The 17,246-nt window shown below is 63.0% G+C and carries 12 protein-coding genes; 8 read left to right on the forward strand and 4 right to left on the reverse strand.

What is annotated here, in order from left to right:
* Positions 1 to 32 precede the first annotated feature (32 nt).
* The 6 genes from G5253_RS04215 to G5253_RS04240 are packed head-to-tail and all read left to right on the forward strand — an operon-like array spanning position 33 to position 8,490.
* A complete protein-coding gene (locus tag G5253_RS04215; protein ID WP_266134448.1) occupies positions 33 to 1,070 on the forward strand; it encodes an efflux RND transporter periplasmic adaptor subunit in 1,038 nt (345 codons plus the stop codon).
* Positions 1,063 to 4,227, forward strand: coding sequence for an efflux RND transporter permease subunit (locus G5253_RS04220; RefSeq protein WP_266134447.1), 3,165 nt, complete (start codon positions 1,063 to 1,065; stop codon positions 4,225 to 4,227). The genes G5253_RS04215 and G5253_RS04220 overlap by 8 nt, the downstream gene beginning before the upstream one ends.
* Positions 4,228 to 4,254: 27 nt before the next feature.
* A complete protein-coding gene (locus G5253_RS04225; protein WP_266134446.1) occupies positions 4,255 to 5,394 on the forward strand; it encodes an efflux RND transporter periplasmic adaptor subunit in 1,140 nt (379 codons plus the stop codon).
* On the forward strand, positions 5,387 to 6,076 hold the full coding sequence (locus G5253_RS04230; protein WP_042080313.1) for an ABC transporter ATP-binding protein: 690 nt from the start codon (positions 5,387 to 5,389) through the stop codon (positions 6,074 to 6,076). Before G5253_RS04225 ends, G5253_RS04230 begins: the two co-directional genes overlap by 8 nt.
* Positions 6,077 to 7,291: an ABC transporter permease gene (locus G5253_RS04235; RefSeq protein WP_266134445.1), complete on the forward strand. Its 1,215-nt coding sequence runs from the start codon at positions 6,077 to 6,079 to the stop codon at positions 7,289 to 7,291.
* Complete coding sequence (locus G5253_RS04240) at positions 7,291 to 8,490, forward strand: ABC transporter permease (protein ID WP_266134444.1); 1,200 nt, start codon at positions 7,291 to 7,293, stop codon at positions 8,488 to 8,490. Before G5253_RS04235 ends, G5253_RS04240 begins: the two co-directional genes overlap by 1 nt.
* Positions 8,491 to 8,540: 50 nt before the next feature.
* On the opposite strand, the gene G5253_RS04245 is transcribed toward G5253_RS04240, so the two are convergent.
* The gene (locus G5253_RS04245; protein ID WP_410170576.1) at positions 8,541 to 11,003 is read right to left on the reverse strand and encodes a diguanylate cyclase domain-containing protein; all 2,463 of its coding nucleotides are present in this window, start codon (positions 11,001 to 11,003) and stop codon (positions 8,541 to 8,543) included.
* A 430-nt stretch (positions 11,004 to 11,433) separates the two neighbouring features.
* On the opposite strand from G5253_RS04245, the gene G5253_RS04250 reads away from it, so the two are divergent.
* Positions 11,434 to 12,450 carry a lipoate--protein ligase A gene (locus G5253_RS04250; protein ID WP_244775083.1) on the forward strand — a complete coding sequence of 339 codons (1,017 nt, stop codon included), beginning with the start codon at positions 11,434 to 11,436 and terminating at the stop codon, positions 12,448 to 12,450.
* A 222-nt stretch (positions 12,451 to 12,672) separates the two neighbouring features.
* On the forward strand, positions 12,673 to 14,367 hold the full coding sequence (locus G5253_RS04255) for a pyridoxal phosphate-dependent decarboxylase family protein (protein ID WP_118854054.1): 1,695 nt from the start codon (positions 12,673 to 12,675) through the stop codon (positions 14,365 to 14,367).
* A gap of 132 nt (positions 14,368 to 14,499) precedes the next feature.
* On the opposite strand, the gene G5253_RS04260 is transcribed toward G5253_RS04255, so the two are convergent.
* From G5253_RS04260 to yiaY, 3 genes are all read right to left on the reverse strand, one after another.
* The gene (locus G5253_RS04260) at positions 14,500 to 15,129 is read right to left on the reverse strand and encodes an NAD(P)H-binding protein (protein ID WP_118854053.1); all 630 of its coding nucleotides are present in this window, start codon (positions 15,127 to 15,129) and stop codon (positions 14,500 to 14,502) included.
* 171 nt (positions 15,130 to 15,300) lie between these two features.
* Positions 15,301 to 15,639, reverse strand: a complete 339-nt coding sequence (gene bamE, locus G5253_RS04265; RefSeq protein ID WP_005337980.1) for an outer membrane protein assembly factor BamE — start codon at positions 15,637 to 15,639, stop codon at positions 15,301 to 15,303.
* A 136-nt stretch (positions 15,640 to 15,775) separates the two neighbouring features.
* Complete coding sequence (gene yiaY, locus G5253_RS04270) at positions 15,776 to 16,927, reverse strand: L-threonine dehydrogenase (protein WP_266134443.1); 1,152 nt, start codon at positions 16,925 to 16,927, stop codon at positions 15,776 to 15,778.
* Between the last annotated feature and the right edge of the window lie 319 nt (positions 16,928 to 17,246).

Below are 17,246 nucleotides of genomic sequence, written 5' to 3' on the forward strand. Positions count from 1 at the left end.
ATTGCCCTTGGTGTCGGGGAAGGAGGAATATCATGGAACAGATCCGCTTGCTGGGGGCCGCCATGCTGGCTGTGACCTCCGTTCTTGTCTCTCCGATGACATGGTCTACCGAGGCGAATGGTGATGCCACCCTGACTCTGGTTCCCCGTCAGGTTGCCGACTGGCTGACGCTGGATGGTACCGTCAGTGCCATCAATCAGGGGACGGTGGCGGCCCAGACCAGCGGCCGGGTCTCCCGCATGCTGGTGGATGTGAACGATCAGGTGCAGGCGGGGCAACCGCTGCTGGAGATCAGCGGCAAAGAGCAGTTTGCCGCCGTCACGGGGGCCGAGGCGCGGCTGGCGCGGGCGCAGGCCCAGCAAGTGGAAGCCGAGCGCCAGCTCGCCCGCTTTCAGGCGCTGATTGCCAAGGGGGTGATCACCCGCGCCCAGCTCGACAATGCCCAGGCGACTGATCGCGCCGCCCGCGCCGAGGTGAACGCTGCCGATGCGGCTCTCACTCAGGCCCGCGAGGCCTACGGTTATACCCGCATTCTGGCTCCCTATGCAGGGGTAGTGACCAAGAGGCTGGTAGAGCTGGGGGAGACTGTCGCCCCCGGTACCCCGCTGCTCTCCGGCTTCTCTCTCGACACCTTGCGGGTGGAGGTGGAGTTGCCCCAATCCGCCCTGACGCTGGCTCGTGAGCCTGCGGATGTGCAGGTGCTGCTGCCCGATGGCAGGACCGTTACCCCGGTCAAATTGACCCGCTTTAACTATGCCGACAGCCAGAGCCACGCCTTCAGGTTGCGCCTCGACTTGCCGCCGCAAACCGCCGGGGTATTGCCCGGCATGTGGCTCAAGGTGCAGCTCAAGCAGGGTGAGCGTCAGGTGTTGCAGGTGCCGGATCGCGCCCTGCTGCGGCAAGGGGAGTTCAACGGCGTCTATCTGCAGCAACCCGCTGGCTGGGCCCTGACGCCGGTGCGGGTCGGCCATTGCGTCGAGGGACAGTGCGAGATCCTGGCCGGGCTGCAAGCCGGTGACAAGCTGGCTCCCGATGCCTGGGCGCAGCAGCAGGAGGTGGCCCATGAGTAGCGAGCTGAACGGCAACAAGGAGAGGCTGGGGCCTGCCGGTCGGCTGGCTGCGCTGTTTCAGGGCTCGGCCATCACGCCGCTGCTGGCGCTGTTGGGGCTGTTGCTCGGCCTGTTTGCGGTGCTGGTGACCCCCAAGGAGGAGGAGCCGCAGATCGATGTCACCTTCGCCGATGTCTACATTCCCTTCCCGGGAGCCACTCCGGCTGAAGTGGCCTCTCTCGTCACTACCCCTGCCGAGCAGGTGGTTTCCCAGATAAAGGGGATCGATACCCTCTACTCTTTTTCCCAACCCGATGGCGCCCTGCTGGTGGTGGTATTCAAGGTGGGGGTGAGCCGCGAACAGGCCATCGTCGATCTCAACAACCAGCTCGACTCCAACCGCGACTGGTTGCCACAGGGGATCGGAGTCGGTCAGCCACTGGTGAAACCGAGGGGGATCGATGATGTCCCCATCGTCAGTTTGACCTTATGGAGCAAAGAGGGGAGCAAGCAACTGGGGGCTCCCGAACTGACCCTGGTCGCCCATGAGCTGGAGACCGAACTCAAGCGCATTCCCGGTACCCGCGATATTTACACGCTGGGCAGCCAGAGCGCCGTGCTGCGGGTGATACCGGATCCGGCGGCCCTCAGCGCCCATGGCATCAGCTGGGGTGAGCTGAGCCAGCGACTTGCGGCCGCCAATCAGGTGGGCCCGACACAGGCCATCGAGCAAGATAGCCGGGAGATCAAGGTGCAGGTCGGGCAGTTCCTGCAAAACGATCAGCAGGCCCGCGAGCTGGTAGTGGGGCTGCACGACGGCAAGCCGGTCTATCTGGGGGAGGTGGCCAAGGTCTCTCTGGGTCAGGAGACCCCGACCAAGCGCAGCTGGATGGGGCTGGGGCAGGCCAGTTATCCGGCGGTGACCCTGGCCATCGGCAAGCAGCCGGGCCAAAACGCGGTCGAGGTGGCCAAGAGGGTGGAAGAACGGGTCGAGAGCCTCAAGAATCGACTCATCCCGGCTGGCGTCGAGGTGACGGTGACCCGTGACTACGGCGTCACCGCTGAGACCAAATCCAACACCCTCATCGGCAAGCTGATTTTTGCCACCACGGCGGTGGTGCTGCTGGTACTGGTGAGCATGGGGTGGCGCGAGGCGCTGGTGGTGGGGGTTGCCATCGTCATCACCCTGGCACTGACCCTGTTTGCCAGCTGGGCCTGGGGCTTTACCCTCAACCGGGTGTCGCTGTTCGCGCTGATCTTCTCCATCGGCATCTTGGTGGATGACGCCATAGTCGTGGTGGAGAACATCCACCGCCATCGCGGTTTGGGCAAGGGGGCACTCAAGGATCTTATTCCGGGGGCGGTGGACGAGGTGGGCGGGCCGACCATACTGGCGACCCTGACCGTCATCGCGGCCCTGCTGCCGATGGCCTTTGTCAGTGGCCTGATGGGCCCTTACATGAGCCCCATCCCCATCAATGCCAGCATGGGGATGCTTATCTCCCTGCTGGTGGCCTTTATCTTCTCTCCCTGGCTGGCGAGCCATTTGCTCAAGGGGGAGGTGCACGGTGCCCACGGCGAGGCCAAGGCGGGTCTCTTTCACCGGCTAATGACCCCTTTCCTGATCGGTGATGGCGCCAAGCGCGCCAGACGCAAACTCTGGCTGGCGGTGTTGCTGCTGGTCGGGGCGGCCACCGCCATGCCGGTGGTGCAGTGGGTGGTGCTCAAAATGCTCCCCTTTGACAACAAGTCGGAATTTCAGCTGGTGCTCGATATGCCGGAGGGGGCGACCCTGGAGCAGACCGAGCGCACCCTGCTGGCGGTCGGACGAGAGCTTGCCAAGGTGCCTGAGGTGAAGGATTACCAGATCTACGCCGGCACCGCCGCCCCCATCAATTTCAACGGGCTGGTGCGCCACTACTTTATCCGCAGTGGCGCCAACGTGGGGGATATTCAGGTCAATCTGGTGGACAAGCATGAACGGGATCGCAGCAGTCACCAGATTGCCCAGTCGGTTCGGGAGCCGCTGCAGGCCATCGCCAGTGCGGCAGGGGGCAACCTGAAAGTCGTTGAGGTGCCGCCCGGCCCGCCGGTCTGGTCCCCCATCGTTGCCGAGGTCTATGGCCCGACTCAGGCCGCCCGCGAAGCGGCCGCTCGCGCCGTACAGGCCCGTTTTGTGGCCACGGCGGATCTGGTGGATGTGGATATCTATCTGACCGACCCGCAGCCCAAGTGGCGGCTGGTGGTGGATCGCAGCAAGGCGGCCCTGCTCGGGGTCGATCTCGGGGATCTGGTGAGCACCCTCAATGGCGGGGTGGGTTATCAGGATGCCAGCTGGCTGCAGGGGCACGGTGCCAAGTATCCGGTGCCGATCCGCATCGAACTGGCTCCCGGTGACAAACGGGATCTGGCGGGTGTGCAGGCCCTCAAGGTGCGCAGCCAGAGCGGCCAGCTGGTGCGGGTCTCCGAGCTGGTGAATCGCCGTGATGAGGTGGCCCCCAGCTATATCATGCACAAGAACATGCAGCCTATGGTGATGGTGGTGGCCGACATGGGTGGACATACCGACAGCCCGCTCTACGGCATGTTTGCCGCCGGTGCCGACATCGACCTGCCCCAATATTACGTGCAGCAGCCCGATAAATTGGGAGAGGTGGCGCTGTTGTGGGACGGGGAGTGGAAGATCACCTACGAGACCTTCCGCGACATGGGGCTAGCCTACGGGGTGGGGATGATCCTCATCTACCTGCTGGTGGTGGCCCAGTTCCGCTCCTATCTGGTGCCGCTCATCATCATGGCTCCCATTCCGCTCACCATCATAGGGGTGATGCCGGGCCACGCCCTGCTGGGGGCCCAGTTTACCGCTACCTCGATGATCGGGATGATCGCCCTGGCCGGGATCATCGTACGCAACAGCATCCTGCTGGTGGACTTTATCGAGCAGCAGCGCAGCGCCGGGGTGGCGTTCGAGCAGGCGGTAATCGAAGCGGCGCAGGTGCGGGCCAAACCCATCATGCTGACGGCGCTGGCGGCGATGATCGGAGCCCTGTTCATCCTCGATGATCCCATCTTCAACGGACTGGCCATCAGCCTGATTTTCGGGATCCTGGTCTCCACTTTGCTCACCCTGGTGGTGATACCCTTGCTCTATTATGCCCTGCTCTCCCGACGCACATGACGGGAGTCACTAGCGAAAGGATGCGCGATGAAGAGAGGTTGGTTGTGGTGGGGAAGTGGCGCCGTGGTAGCGGTGGCTGCTCTGGCATGGTGGTGGCGACCGCAGCCGACGCCGATCAGGCTGGCTGAGGTCGGGCGGGGGGATGTGCTGGTCACCGTGGTCAACACCCGGGCCGGTACCATCAAGTCGTGCCAGCGGGCCGGACTCAGTCTGCCCGGTGGCGGCGTGGTGGAGCAGATCGCCGTCAAGGCCGGGGAGCGGGTGGCCCGGGGTGATCTGCTGCTGACCCTCTGGAGTGACGATATTCACGCCGATCTTGCCCGGGCACGCGCCCAGCAGGCGCTCGGCAAGACCCAGCGCGAGGAGCGTTGCAGCGAGGCGGCCTACTACGAGCGGGAGGCCAACCGGCTGGCCACCTTGCTGGCCAAAAACCTCACCTCCCGCACCCTCGCCGAGCAGGCCCAGAATCTGGCCGATACCCGCCGCTATGTCTGCCAGGCATCCCGTCAGCAGGAGCGGGTCGACGAGGCACAGGTCGCCCAGGTGGAGGCCCGCTTGAGCGAGCGCCGCCTGCTGGCGCCGTTTGCCGGAGTGGTGGCGGAGGTCAACAGCAAGCTGGGCGAATACATGACCCCCTCACCGCCCGGAGTGGCCATGCCTCCGGTGATCGATCTTATCGATGATAACTGTCTGTATGTCTCAGCCCCCATCGATGAGGTGGATGCTGCCCACCTCAAGGTGGGCCAGTCAGCCCGGGTACTGCTCGATGCCATGCCCGGGCGCGATTTTGCCGCCACTGTCACCCGCATCGCCCCCTATGTGAAGGAGCTGGAGAAGCAGGCCCGCACCGTGGAGGTGGAGGCGGCGCTCACTGCCCTGCCCACCGATGTGCCCCTGCTTATTGGCTACAGTGCCGACCTTGAGGTCGAGGTGACCCGCGCCACCGATGTGCTGCGGGTAGCGGCCAGCAGCCGGGCCGACGATGGCAGTGTGCTGCGGCTGGAAGGGGATAAGCTGGTGCGGGTGGTGCCCCGCTGGGGCGTGGAGAACTGGAACTGGATTGAGGTGGCCGAGGGGCTCGCCGCCGGTGATCGGCTGGCTGCCCAGCCCGGACAGATTGTCGGGGAGGGCCCTTTCAGCGCCGCCACGGAGCAGACGGATGAGTGATCTCATTCGCCTTGATGCAGTCAGCCGTCGTTTCACTCTGGGGGGGAGCGAAGTGGCCGCCCTCGACCGCGTTTCCCTGCGGGTTGCCGAGGGGGAGTATCTGGCGGTGATGGGCCCCTCGGGCTCCGGCAAATCGACCCTGCTCAATGTGCTGGGGCTGCTGGACCGGCCCGACGAGGGGCGCTACTGGCTGGGTGGGGAGGACACCGCTACCCTGTCAGAACCCGCATTGGCCCAGCTGCGCGGCCATCGCATCGGTTTCGTGTTCCAGTCGTTTCACCTTATCTCCCGCCTCACCGCCCGTGAAAACGTCGAGCTGCCGCTGATGCTGTGCGGGATCGCCCCCGCCGAGCGCCATCGCCGAAGCCAGCAGTTGCTGGGGGAGCTGGGGCTGGAGAACCGGGCCGGACACCGCCCTGCCGAGCTTTCCGGCGGTCAGCGTCAGCGGGTAGCCATCGCCCGGGCCATGGCAATGGCGCCGCGGCTGATCCTGGCCGACGAGCCCACCGGTAATCTCGACTCCCGCTCCGGGGAGGAGGTGATTACCCTGCTTGAGGGGCTCAACCGGGAGCAGGGGATCACGCTGGTGGTGGTGACCCACGACCCGCGCCTCGGTGATCGGGCGGGCAGGCGGATCCTGATGAACGATGGCCGCATCAACATTGATAGCGGCGGTGGCTGAATGCGGCGCCCCGATGTGATCCGCTTTGCCGCCGTGGCCCTGCTGCGCCAGCGCTCACGGGCGCTGGTCTTGATCCTGGCGGTGAGTCTGAGCGTCACCTCGGTGCTGCTGCTCACCGCGCTGGGGGAGGGGGCGAGGCGCTATGTGGCCGACCAGTTCAGTTCCCTTGGCAAGGATCTGCTGGTGATGTTCCCGGGCCGCAAGGAGACCACCGGCGGGCTGCCGCCGGTCACCGGCAACAGTCTGCGGCAGATCACCCTCGATGACATGCACTACCTTGGCCAGCACCAGCCAAACGTGCGGCTGGTGCCGCTGGTGATGGGCTTTGCCGAGGCCAAACAGGGGGCGCGGTTGCGCCAGACCATGCTGCTTGGCAGCAGCAACGGGCTGCGCGATACCCACGGGCTGGAGCTGCTCTCCGGCCGCTGGCTGCCGGGGGATGCCGCAGAGGATCGACCGGCCGTCCTGCTCGGGGCCAAGGTGGCCCGTGAGCTGTTTGGTCAGGCCGCTCCGGTCGGCCAGTGGCTGCGTTTTGACAATCGTCGCTTTCGGGTGGTGGGGGTCTTCACCAGCCAGAGCAGCAATCTGGGGATGGATATGGCCGAGGCCGCGCTGATCCCGGTGGGTAGCGCCATGCGGCTGTTCAACACCGAGGGGCTGTTTCGGCTGCTGATCCAGCCGCTGGCGGGACAAGCGGTGCCCCCGCTGGTCAAGCGACTGGAGCAGCTGATGCAGGCGCGCCACGGGGTACTCGATGTGACCGTGGTGCGCCGTGACGCCATGCTGGCTACCTTCTCCACCATTCTCTCGACTCTCACCCTGGCCGTTGCCGGCATCGGTGCCATCAGCCTGCTGGTCTCCGGCATCATGATGATGAATCTGGCGCTGATCAGCACCCGCCAGCGCACCGGCGAGATCGGCCTGCTCAAGGCGCTGGGGGCCGACAGCCGCCAGATCCGCCAGCTGTTTTTGTGGGAGGCGCTGTTGCTGAGCGGCAGTGGCGCGCTGTTTGGCACGGTGTTGGGCTATGCCCTTGTTGCCCTCGCCGGAGTGATTTGGCCCAGTTTTCCGGCGGCGGTTCCTCTGCTCGCGACTCTCTGCACCATACCGGCGGCCCTGCTGACCGGGCTGTTTTTTAGCTGGCTGCCCGCCTCCCGGGCGGCACGGCAAGATCCGGTCAGCAGCCTGCGCAGCGGACAGTGGAGCGGTGGCTGATGCGCGCCGCCGATCTGCTGTTCTGGCTCTGGCGCGCCTTGCTGGCGGGGCGCAGTCGCAGCCTGCTGTCGGCGCTGGGTATCGCCATCGGGATCGCCTCGGTGACCCTGCTCACCGGCATCGGCGAGGGGCTCAGGCTCTATCTGCTCGACAGCTTCTCCCAATTTGGCACCCGGCTGATCGCCGTGACCCCGGGCAAGACCGAAACCGCTGGCGGCCCGCCCGGCATCCTCTCCAGCAGCCGTCCCCTGCTGCTGGAGGACGCCGATGCCCTCGCCAGATTGGCAGGGGTAGAGGCGGCGCTGCCGGTGGTGCAGGGGCAGGGGGAGGTGCGCAGTCGCGGATTGACCCGCAGCACCGCCATTCTGGGCACCGGCCCAGCGGCACTCTCAGGCTGGCGCCTCACCCTGGTGCAGGGGCGTTTTTTGCCCGCGGACGACAGTGCCATGCCCCGCGCCTATGCGGTGCTGGGGGCCAAGGTGGCGGCTGAGCTGTTTCCTGGGGGCGATGCACCTGGCAGTTTGCTGCGTGCCGGTGATCGCCGTTTTCGGGTGGCCGGGGTGCTGGCCCCCAAAGGGCAATTTCTCGGCTTTGATCTGGATGACATGATCTATCTGCCCGCCGCCCACGCCCAGGCACTGTTCAACAAGGAGGGGCTGCAGGAGATCGACGTCATCTATCGCGCCGGGCAGGCGGAGGCCGACATCACAGCCCAGATCCGGCAGGTGCTGATCGCCCGCCACGGCGCCGAGGATTTTACCCTCACTTCCCAGCAGGACATGCTGACCAGCCTCGGCAAAATCCTCTCCATCATCAAGCTGGCGGTTGGCGGGCTCGGCATTATCTCGCTGCTGATCGGGGCGGTCGGCATCTTCAGCATCATGAGCATCGCCCAGCAGGAGCGGATCCCCGAAGTGGGTTTGCTGATGGCGTTGGGCTGTCCGCGGCGGCGCATTCTATTGCTGTTCCTGCTCGAAGCCGTGGTGCTGGCGCTGCTGGGCGGAGCCATGGGACTGGCCCTGCTAGGGGGGCTCAAGCTGCTGCTCACCCTGCTGGCGGCCGGCTTGCCGCTCACCCTCCATCCTCTCTATCTGCTGCTGGCGCTCGGTTGCAGTGCTCTGGTTGGCCTGCTGGCCGGGGTCGCTCCTGCGCTGCGGGCGGTGCGTCTCGACCCCGTGGTTGCCCTGCGCGGTGATTAGGTCGCCCCTTTCGCAAGAGGCGCATTACGCTCGGGGCTGAACAGGGGGGACTAGGTGACCACCTCCGCAACCGACACGCTGCGCTCAGATCTGAACAGGGGAAAGTAGCGGCGATCCGCCTGACTCATGTGGCCGACCACCAGCTCCTGAATGATGAAGTTGAGCAGCTCGTCGTTGCCCAGTCTCCCCGCTTTGGCGGCGTGCAGCAGTTGGCTCGCTTTGTTGAGCAGGCGCTGGTGATCCTGACGGTGGCTGATGAGTTCCCGATAGTCGATCTCCGCCAGCATCTGCTCTTCAAAGGCGAAGTGATGGCGGGCCATGTCGAACAGGCTCTCCAGACTCTCCAGAAACGGGGCCGGATCCTCGTGCTGATCTTTCATCCGCTCCAGCAGCCGGTTGGTCAATACGAAGAGCTGGCGATGCTCGGCATCGATGCGCGGGTGACCGCACTCGTGGCCGGGTTGCCACAGCAGGGCGCCCTGCTCGGGATCAAGGCCCTCGGTATAGAGGCAGACCCGGCCGCGGCCGCGATTCTTCGCCTGATACATGGCCTGATCGGCGTGGTGCATCAGGGTTTTGGCATCCTCGCCGTGCTCGGGATAGAGCGCCAGCCCGATACTGCTGGAGATAAGCAGCTCCTGCCCCTCCAGCTGGAACGGATGGCGCAGCTGCTGGTGCAGCTTGTCGGCCACCGCCAGCACTTCGTCGCCACTCTCCGGCAGCAAGATAACGAACTCGTCGCCCCCCAGCCGTGCCACCAGATCCTGTTTGCGCACGCAGTGGCTCATCCGCTCGGCCACCATATTGAGCAGAATATCCCCGGTCTCATGGCCGAAGGTGTCGTTGATCGGCTTGAAGTGATCGAGATCGATAAACATCAATGCCAGCGGACGGGGCGTCTCCTGCTCAATCAGCTCCTTGAGCCGTTGCTGCAGCAAGCGGCGATTGGGCAGCCCGGTGAGGGGGTCGTAGAAGGCGAGGCGGCGCATCATCTCCTCTCGCGCTGCCCGCTCGGTGATATCCCGGGTGACCCCGAGGATCGCCTCCGGCTGGGCGTTGTGGTTGCCATGGAGGGTGGTGATGGTCTCGGTCGCCACCAGATGGCCATCCTTGTGGCGCAGCTGGGTGCGAATGACCCGGCGAGTCTGGTCATGTTCCCCCCGCTGCCAGGCCTCCAGGGTGGCGGAGATCTCCTCGCGCAGCAGTTGCCTTGAGGCATCCGGCAGCAGCTGTTTGAGGGGCAGGGCAAACAGCTCTGGGGCCTCGTAGCCGCTCAGAGGAGTGATGGCCGGGCTGACGTAGCGAAAGCGCAAGCTGGCGGCATCCATGGTCCAGATCACATCGGCACTGTTCTCCGCCACGAAGCGATAGTGCTGTTCGCTCTGGGCCAGTTCACGGGTCAGCCGCTGGCGATCCCGCGCCTCCTCGCGCAGGCGCAGATAGAGGTGCAAGAAGATGCCGAGCAGGGTCATCAGGGTAAAGGTGATAAGCATGGCCACCGCCACGCTCTTGTCGAGCAGTTGCCGTTGCTGGCGCAGCCGCTCCTGCGCCGGGTCGTAGATAAAGCGGTCGAGGTTGGGCAATACCGTGAGCATGCCCGCCTCCAGATAGGTTTTGGCGATCTGCAGCCAGCGCTCCTGCTGCATGTAGCCCGGTTCGATAAGGTCCGGCTGCATCAGCTCTCTGGTTTCGCGAGCCTCGAACTCCAGCTGTTCACGGCCAGCCCCGGTCGGGTACTGCTCCATGATGAGGTTGATCATCTCTTCGGGGTGGTCCATCGCATAGCGCCACCCCTTGAGGCTGGCCTGCTGGAAGGCGTAGACCCGATCCTGTCGGGTGATCAGCTCCCGCTCGGAGGTAAACAGGTTGTCGCCGTAGAAGTCGAAGTCGATGGTGCGCGGACTGAAGACCCGATAGGGGATCCCTTTTTGTTGCAGATAGAAGGGCTCGGTAGTGCTGTAGGCGCTGATGGCATCCACCTTGCCCGCCAGCAGTGCCTGAATCCCCTGTTTGTAGGGAAGGGTGACCCAGTCGCGGCTGCGGGTATGGTGGGAAAGGTAGGTCAGCAGCTCGTTGGAGCCAGGCTCCAGCATCAGTCGCTTGTTGGCCAGATCGGCCGGGTTGCGAATATCTGGCCGATCCAGCGTGAGCAAAACCAGCGGCGAGTGCTGCAGCAGGGCGGCGAGCACCACCACCGGACGACCGGCAGCCCGATCCAGCAGCAGATCACTGCCGCTGATGCCAAACTGGGCCTTTCCCGAGATCACTTCGCTGACCACATCGGTGCGGGAGTCCGCTTCGCGCAGGGTGACATGCAGACCGGCCTCCCGATAAAACCCTTTGGCGATGGCCGCGTAGTAACCGGCAAACTGGAACTGGTGTTGCCACGGCAACTGGACGACGACCTGCTCGCCGGCTCGCACGGGGGGAGAGGTCAGGGTCGCGATGACCATACCGACCAGCATTGGCAGAAACCAGCTGAGGGGCTGGCGGGGGGCTGCGTTCTCCGTCATACAACGTTTCTCTCGGGAGCGGTGTCTAGGCTAGATTCAAGCAATTTTGTGTCACCTGCAAGGGGAGAAAAGGCGTTTGCAATGGGGTATAGGGGGGTTGGAAAGTCATTTTTGTGTCGTTCATCACACGGGATGGATACATGCCGCTTTTTTGCAAGTTATGTGACCAATAAGAGAGTCATATGGCCTATCTAAGTGGTCGCATTCTAGCCACTTTTTCCCGTTTTTATCGTTGTCATTGTGGCTTGACTGCATTTTTTCCGTGGTTGCACGTCAAGCTGTGTCGTTATATCAATAGATACTTTTATGGGGCAGTCAGGTGTGACGCAAATGTATCGCGGCTGCTGCGCACCGGTTAATGTGCAACGGCTCAGTGATGGTACCCCGTCAGTGTTATCATGCTGTCCCCAGTTCCGGATAAGGTCTTTTTATGTCCCGCTTGCGTCTGCTTGTCTCCGACTCTCACGATCCCCTGTTCAATCTGGCCGTTGAGGAGTGCATCTTCCGCCAGATGGACCCCGGCCAGCGGGTGCTGTTCCTCTGGCGCAACGCCAATACCGTGGTGATTGGTCGTGCCCAGAATCCGTGGAAGGAGTGCAACACCCGCCGGATGGAAGAGGACGGGGTGACCCTGGCGCGTCGCAGCAGCGGTGGCGGCGCCGTGTTCCACGACCTTGGCAACAGCTGCTTCACCTTCATGGCGGGCAAGCCGGAGTATGACAAGAGCGTCTCCACCGCCATCGTGCTGGACGGGCTCAAGCGATTGGGGATCGAGGCGTTTGCCTCCGGTCGCAACGATCTGCTGGTGGCCACCCCGGACGGGGAGCGCAAGGTATCGGGGTCGGCCTATCGGGAGACTCTGGATCGCGGATTCCACCACGGCACCCTGCTGCTGGACGCCGATCTCGGCCGCCTTGCCAACTACCTCAACCCCGACCCCAAGAAGCTGGCGGCCAAGGGGATCACCTCGGTGCGCAGCCGGGTGGCCAATCTGTGCGAACTGCTGCCGGGGATCGACCATCAACAGGTGAGCAAGGCGCTGCAGGAGGCCTTTTTCCACCATTACGGCGCGCGAGTTGAGCCCGAGCATATCTCCCCCGAGCAGATGCCCGATCTGCCCGGTTTTGCCGAGACCTTCGCCCGTCAGCGCAGTTGGGAGTGGAACTACGGTCATGCCCCGGCGTTCAGCCATCTGCTGGAGGAGCGGTTCAGCTGGGGCGGGGTGGAGCTGCACTTTGATGTGGAGAAGGGGGTTATCACCCGGGCGCAGCTCTTTAGCGATACTCTGGAGCCGGCCCCGTTTGATCTGCTGGCGGCCGAACTGGCGGGTTGTGGCTATCGACCGGACGCTGTTGCCGCGCGCCTGCAGCCCTGGCTGGCGGCCTTCCCGCAGCAGCAGAGCGAGCTGGCGGAGTTTGCCGAGTGGCTGTTGGCCTCCCTGCGTTGAGGGGGCGCTGTGCTGATGGCGGTCCGTTAGTGAGGGCGCTGTCAGCCAGGATGGGAGCAAGATCACGAAATCTAAAGAGGCGCCTCAAAGGCGCCTTTTTGCCAGCCCTTGTGATGGCTGATACATGACAAAAAGTAGGGTAGGCCATTAGATATTGTCACTGTCGGCCCCGCTGGCACAGGGGTATAACGGCCGCACATTTGCTGTACTAATGGTATAAAAATGAGTGACTTAGTTTATTTGCAAGACGAAAGCGTCAATGCCGTTCACCCCGATTTCTCCGCCCGTTTCGCCACAGTCAAAGCCAACTTTTTCTCGCGCAATCCCGATCTCTGGCCCGTTTTTCGCGAACCCGGATTTGCCACCCTCAACGAATTTCGGGCCCGTGGTCTGGCGCCGGATGCCCGCCTGAACGCCTGGCCTGATGGCCGTGCCCGCCTGGCCGATCTCTGCGAGACCATGCCGGTGCCCGCCACCATGCGCACCCCGGGCGAGCCGATGGCCGAGCTGCTGTTTGCCGCCGCCCTGTCGAAGGATTGGGAGAATCCCTCCAGCGTCGAGAACGTCATCACCATGTCAGCGGATCCCGCCATTTACGGTGCCCAGCTGGGCATTCTGGCCAACCCCAATCTGGTCTACTCCGAATACGCCGGGGTCGCCGAGGAGCTGGAGAAGAAGGTAGTGCGCCAGATTGCGCTGCTGGCAGGCTATGACCCCGAGCGGGCTACCGGCATCTTCACCCAGGGGGGGACCTTCTGTAACCTCTATGGCTACCTGCTCGGCATTCGCAAAAGCCTGCCCGAGGCCAAGCACAAGGGGCTCGGCCACTATCAGGATTACCGCATCATCAACTCCCAGGGCGGCCACTACTCCAACATCACCAACCTCTCCCTGCTCGGGGTCGACATCGAGAACAAGACCATCCGCATTCAGGTGGGGGAGAACAACGACATCGATCTCGACCACCTAGAACGCACCCTGACCGCCTGTTTTGCCCTGAAACACGTGGTGCCCACCATCATGCTCACCATGGGCACTACCGACACTTTCGGGGTGGATCAGGTGAAACCCGTGTTCGAGCTGCGCAATCGCCTCTGCGAGCAGTTCGAGGTGGCAGTCAAACCGCACATCCACGTCGATGCAGCTATCGGCTGGTCGATGATCTTCTTCCTGGGTTACGACTTTGCCGCCAACCCGCTCGCCATCAACAGCGCCACTCTGGCGGGGATCGAGCGCAACGTGGCACGCTTTGCCGAGCTGAAATATGCCGACTCCTTTACCGTCGACTTCCAGAAGTGGGGCTATGTGCCCTACACCTCTAGTCTGGTGATGATCAAGGAGCAGGATGACCTCAAGGCGATGGAGAATGACCCGGAGAACTTCTCCTACTTCGAGCGGGACATTCAGGGCCAGACCCACCTGCAATCCACCATCGAGTGCTCCCGCGGCGCGAGCGGTCTGTTCGGTGCCTATGCGGCGCTCAACTACATGGGGGTCGAGGGATATCGCACCGTGCTGGCCCACTGCCTGCAAAATGCCAACTACTTCCGCTATCGCCTGAGTCAGCTTGGCAACGTCAAGCTGGTGGCGCAGGAGAATCAGGGGCCGAGTGTCGGCTTCAAGATCTACAACTCCGAGTGGGTGAGCGATCCGGAGGCCGAGTTCGCTTTCGAGCTGGCCCGCTCCGGCGATCCTGCCTACAAGGCGCGCTTGCAGCGCAATACTGACTATCACCGCAGCCTGTTCAAGGGGCGCGGCAAGGTGGGGCTCTACACCAACTGGGTGGAGGCGGTGGCCCATTCCGACTATGACGCCCGTGGCAAGTACTCCTACATCGCCGGGGAGAAGGCGGTCTTTATGAATCCTGCCTGCACTCGCGAGCAGATCGACGCCTTTATCGACCATATTCGCGGTTGATGGCACTCTTCCTGACCACCGATAGTGGCCAGGGTGGTTAGGAACCTCGCCAACAGATAAACAAAGGGCAAGCCGGTTGGCTTGCCCTTCTGTTTTCACGACTGAATGCGAAAGCGGTGGAAAAGGCCGGGTTCAGAGGGCCAGCAGTTGCTCGTTCTCGACAATCTCGCACCCGGCGGGCAGTTTCGAGAGGGCGATCATGGCGCGAGCCACCTGACTGGCCTCGATGGCGCGCCAGCGGGCGAGCTTGCCCACCAGCAGCGGCCGAAACAGCGGGTAGATGGTCTGAAAGATCTGCTCGGAGAGGCGCGGTGGCTGGCGATCTCCGAGCAGCATGGCGGGCCGCACGATGGCGAGCCGTGGCCAGGATTGGGCCAGCAGGGCCTGCTCCATCTCCCCCTTGGTACGCGGATAGAGAGCCGGGGACGATGCACTGGCCCCTATGCTTGAGACCACGATGAGCCGTTGACAACCGTGGCGGCGGGCCAGCTCGGCAAAGGCGACCACATAGTCGAGATCGACCCGACGAAACGCCTCGGCAGAGCCCGCTTCCTTGCGGGTGGTACCGAGGGCACAGAAGGCGATATCCACCGAGCGGGAGAGGGTGACGCTGGCCAGATCATCAAAATTGACCGGCAGCCAGTGGTGCGCCTCCTTGCCCGGCTTGCGACAGAGCAGGGTCAGTTCATGTTCGGCAGGCAGTTGCTGCACCAGTTCGCGACCGATCAGGCCGCTGGCTCCGGCAATCAGGATCCGGCTCATGGGGATTCTCCCTGTGTCATTCGATGGTGTTGATGCCATGGTGGCTGCTCATCAGCATCAGGCAATTTGCGGGCAGCTGCAATGGGGAGAAATGACTCAGTGTTGTCGGGCAGGATGAATTACGCGGGACTGGATAAAACAAAACCGGCGCGAGGCCGGTTTTGCGGGATATCAGAGCGGGGTATTGAAAGCTGCTGGCAGCGGGAAGTCACCCGTCACAGTGGTCAGCCTGTCGTTGGCGAAGGTGACGGTGAGCTCTTTGCGCTCCTTGTCGCCGTGGCCCGGCTGGAATTCATAGAGGTAGTACCAGGTGTTGGGGTCAAAGCCGTCGCGCAGCATGGGGGTCCCCAGTACATAGCTGACCTGCTCGCGGGTCATCCCCTGGCGCAGTTTGTCGACCTGTTTTTGTTCCACATAGTTGCCCTGGGGAATATCGATACGATAGACCAGGCTGCAACCGGAGAGGGTGAGGGCGGTCAAAGCCGCGGCAATCAGGTGTTTCATCCGCATATCGAGTTCAGATCATCCATACAGTCTTTTTGGCTCGGCAAATCATACCGACTCCCTCCACGGAAGTAAAAAGCCATTGATCCATCAGCCAATAAAAAGGGTCGCACTGCGACCCTTTCTGGCAATCCGGCTGCTGTTACATGGCCGCGCGGAAGATGGCAACGATCTCTTCGTGGCTCGCCTGTTTCGGGTTGGTGAAGCCGCAGGCATCTTTCAGGGCGTTGCTGGCCAGGGTATCGAAGTCATCGGCCTTGACGCCGAGCTGCTCCAGACCGGCCGGGATCTTCACATCCATCGCCAGCTGCTTGATGGCGGCAATGGCAGCGGCGGCGCCCTGTTCGTCGCTCATGGCACTCACGTCCACCCCCATGTAGCGGGCGACATCCTTCAGACGAGCGGCGCTCACCTGGGCGTTGAACGCCTGAACGTGGGGCAGCAGCACGGCGTTGCAGACACCGTGGGGCAGGTCATAGAAACCGCCCAGCTGGTGGGCCATGGCGTGCACATAGCCCAGGCTTGCGTTGTTGAAGGCCATGCCGGCCAGGAACTGGGCGTAGGCCATCTGCTCGCGGGCGTGCAGGTCATCGCCATGGTGAACGGCGGTGCGCAGGTGCTTGGCAATCAGCTCGATGGCCATCACGGCGCTGGCATCGGTCACCGGGGTGGCGATGGTGGAGACATAGGCTTCGATGGCGTGGGTCAGGGCATCCATACCGGTGGCGGCGGTGAGACCGGCTGGCTTGGCCAGCATCAGCTCGGGGTCGTTGACCGACATCAGCGGGGTAACGTGCTTATCGATGATGGCCATTTTCACGTGGCGCGCTTCGTCGGTGATGATGCAGAAGCGGGTCATCTCGGAGGCGGTACCGGCGGTGGTGTTGATGGCGATAAGCGGCAACTGTGGCTTGGCGGAGCGATCCACCCCTTCGTAATCCTTGATGCTGCCACCGTTGGCGGCGACCAGCGCGATACCCTTGGCGCAGTCGTGGGGCGAGCCGCCACCCAGCGAGATGACGCAGTCGCAGCCGTTGGCCTTGATCATGGTCAGACCCGCTTCAACGTTGCTGGTAGTGGGGTTGGGTTTGGTCTCATCGAAAACTGCGCTTTCAATGCCATGTTCAGCCAACAGGGTGGTGAGCTTGGCGACCACGCCGATCTGGTTGAGAATTTTGTCGGTGACGATCAGCGCCTTGCGATAGCCGTAACCCTTGATATCGGCGGCAGCCTCTTGCAGGCAGCCGGCACCCATCAGGTTGATTGCGGGAATATAGAACTTGAATGTAGCCATGATGGACTCCCTATAGTTAGCCATTAAGTGGTAATTGGCTGCCACGTTACCATCTTGCGGGGGATACAAAAGCATCTGTTTTGCAACTTTACGGGGGCGATCACGGGACATTAATTAAGCGTTGAACCGGGCTTGACTTTCCCTGTTACATCCCGATTTCCTGAAAAACGTTTTTCAATTAATTCATCAGGTTAGAAAACGTTTTGCCTGCTCTTTGATGTTGTCAATGCGTGGAAGTGTGAGGCGCTTCAAGGAATTGGAAAGCGCTTTCGACCATAGTTGGCGCCTCCCCGAAGAGGGGGGTAAAGGCTTGAAAGTA

Source organism: Aeromonas sp. 602658, assembly GCF_049173005.1.
GTDB lineage: Bacteria > Pseudomonadota > Gammaproteobacteria > Enterobacterales > Aeromonadaceae > Aeromonas > Aeromonas veronii_A.

Coding starts and splice junctions, on each gene's coding strand:
- bamE (WP_005337980.1), bottom strand. CDS start 15,639: ATGCGGATGAAACACCTGATTGCCGCGGCTTTGACCGCCCTCACCCTC.
- G5253_RS04215 (WP_266134448.1), top strand. CDS start 33: ATGGAACAGATCCGCTTGCTGGGGGCCGCCATGCTGGCTGTGACCTCC.
- G5253_RS04225 (WP_266134446.1), top strand. CDS start 4,255: ATGAAGAGAGGTTGGTTGTGGTGGGGAAGTGGCGCCGTGGTAGCGGTG.
- G5253_RS04260 (WP_118854053.1), bottom strand. CDS start 15,129: ATGAGCCGGATCCTGATTGCCGGAGCCAGCGGCCTGATCGGTCGCGAA.
- G5253_RS04230 (WP_042080313.1), top strand. CDS start 5,387: ATGAGTGATCTCATTCGCCTTGATGCAGTCAGCCGTCGTTTCACTCTG.
- G5253_RS04245 (WP_410170576.1), bottom strand. CDS start 11,003: ATGACGGAGAACGCAGCCCCCCGCCAGCCCCTCAGCTGGTTTCTGCCA.
- G5253_RS04250 (WP_244775083.1), top strand. CDS start 11,434: ATGTCCCGCTTGCGTCTGCTTGTCTCCGACTCTCACGATCCCCTGTTC.
- G5253_RS04235 (WP_266134445.1), top strand. CDS start 6,077: ATGCGGCGCCCCGATGTGATCCGCTTTGCCGCCGTGGCCCTGCTGCGC.
- G5253_RS04240 (WP_266134444.1), top strand. CDS start 7,291: ATGCGCGCCGCCGATCTGCTGTTCTGGCTCTGGCGCGCCTTGCTGGCG.
- G5253_RS04220 (WP_266134447.1), top strand. CDS start 1,063: ATGAGTAGCGAGCTGAACGGCAACAAGGAGAGGCTGGGGCCTGCCGGT.
- G5253_RS04255 (WP_118854054.1), top strand. CDS start 12,673: ATGAGTGACTTAGTTTATTTGCAAGACGAAAGCGTCAATGCCGTTCAC.
- yiaY (WP_266134443.1), bottom strand. CDS start 16,927: ATGGCTACATTCAAGTTCTATATTCCCGCAATCAACCTGATGGGTGCC.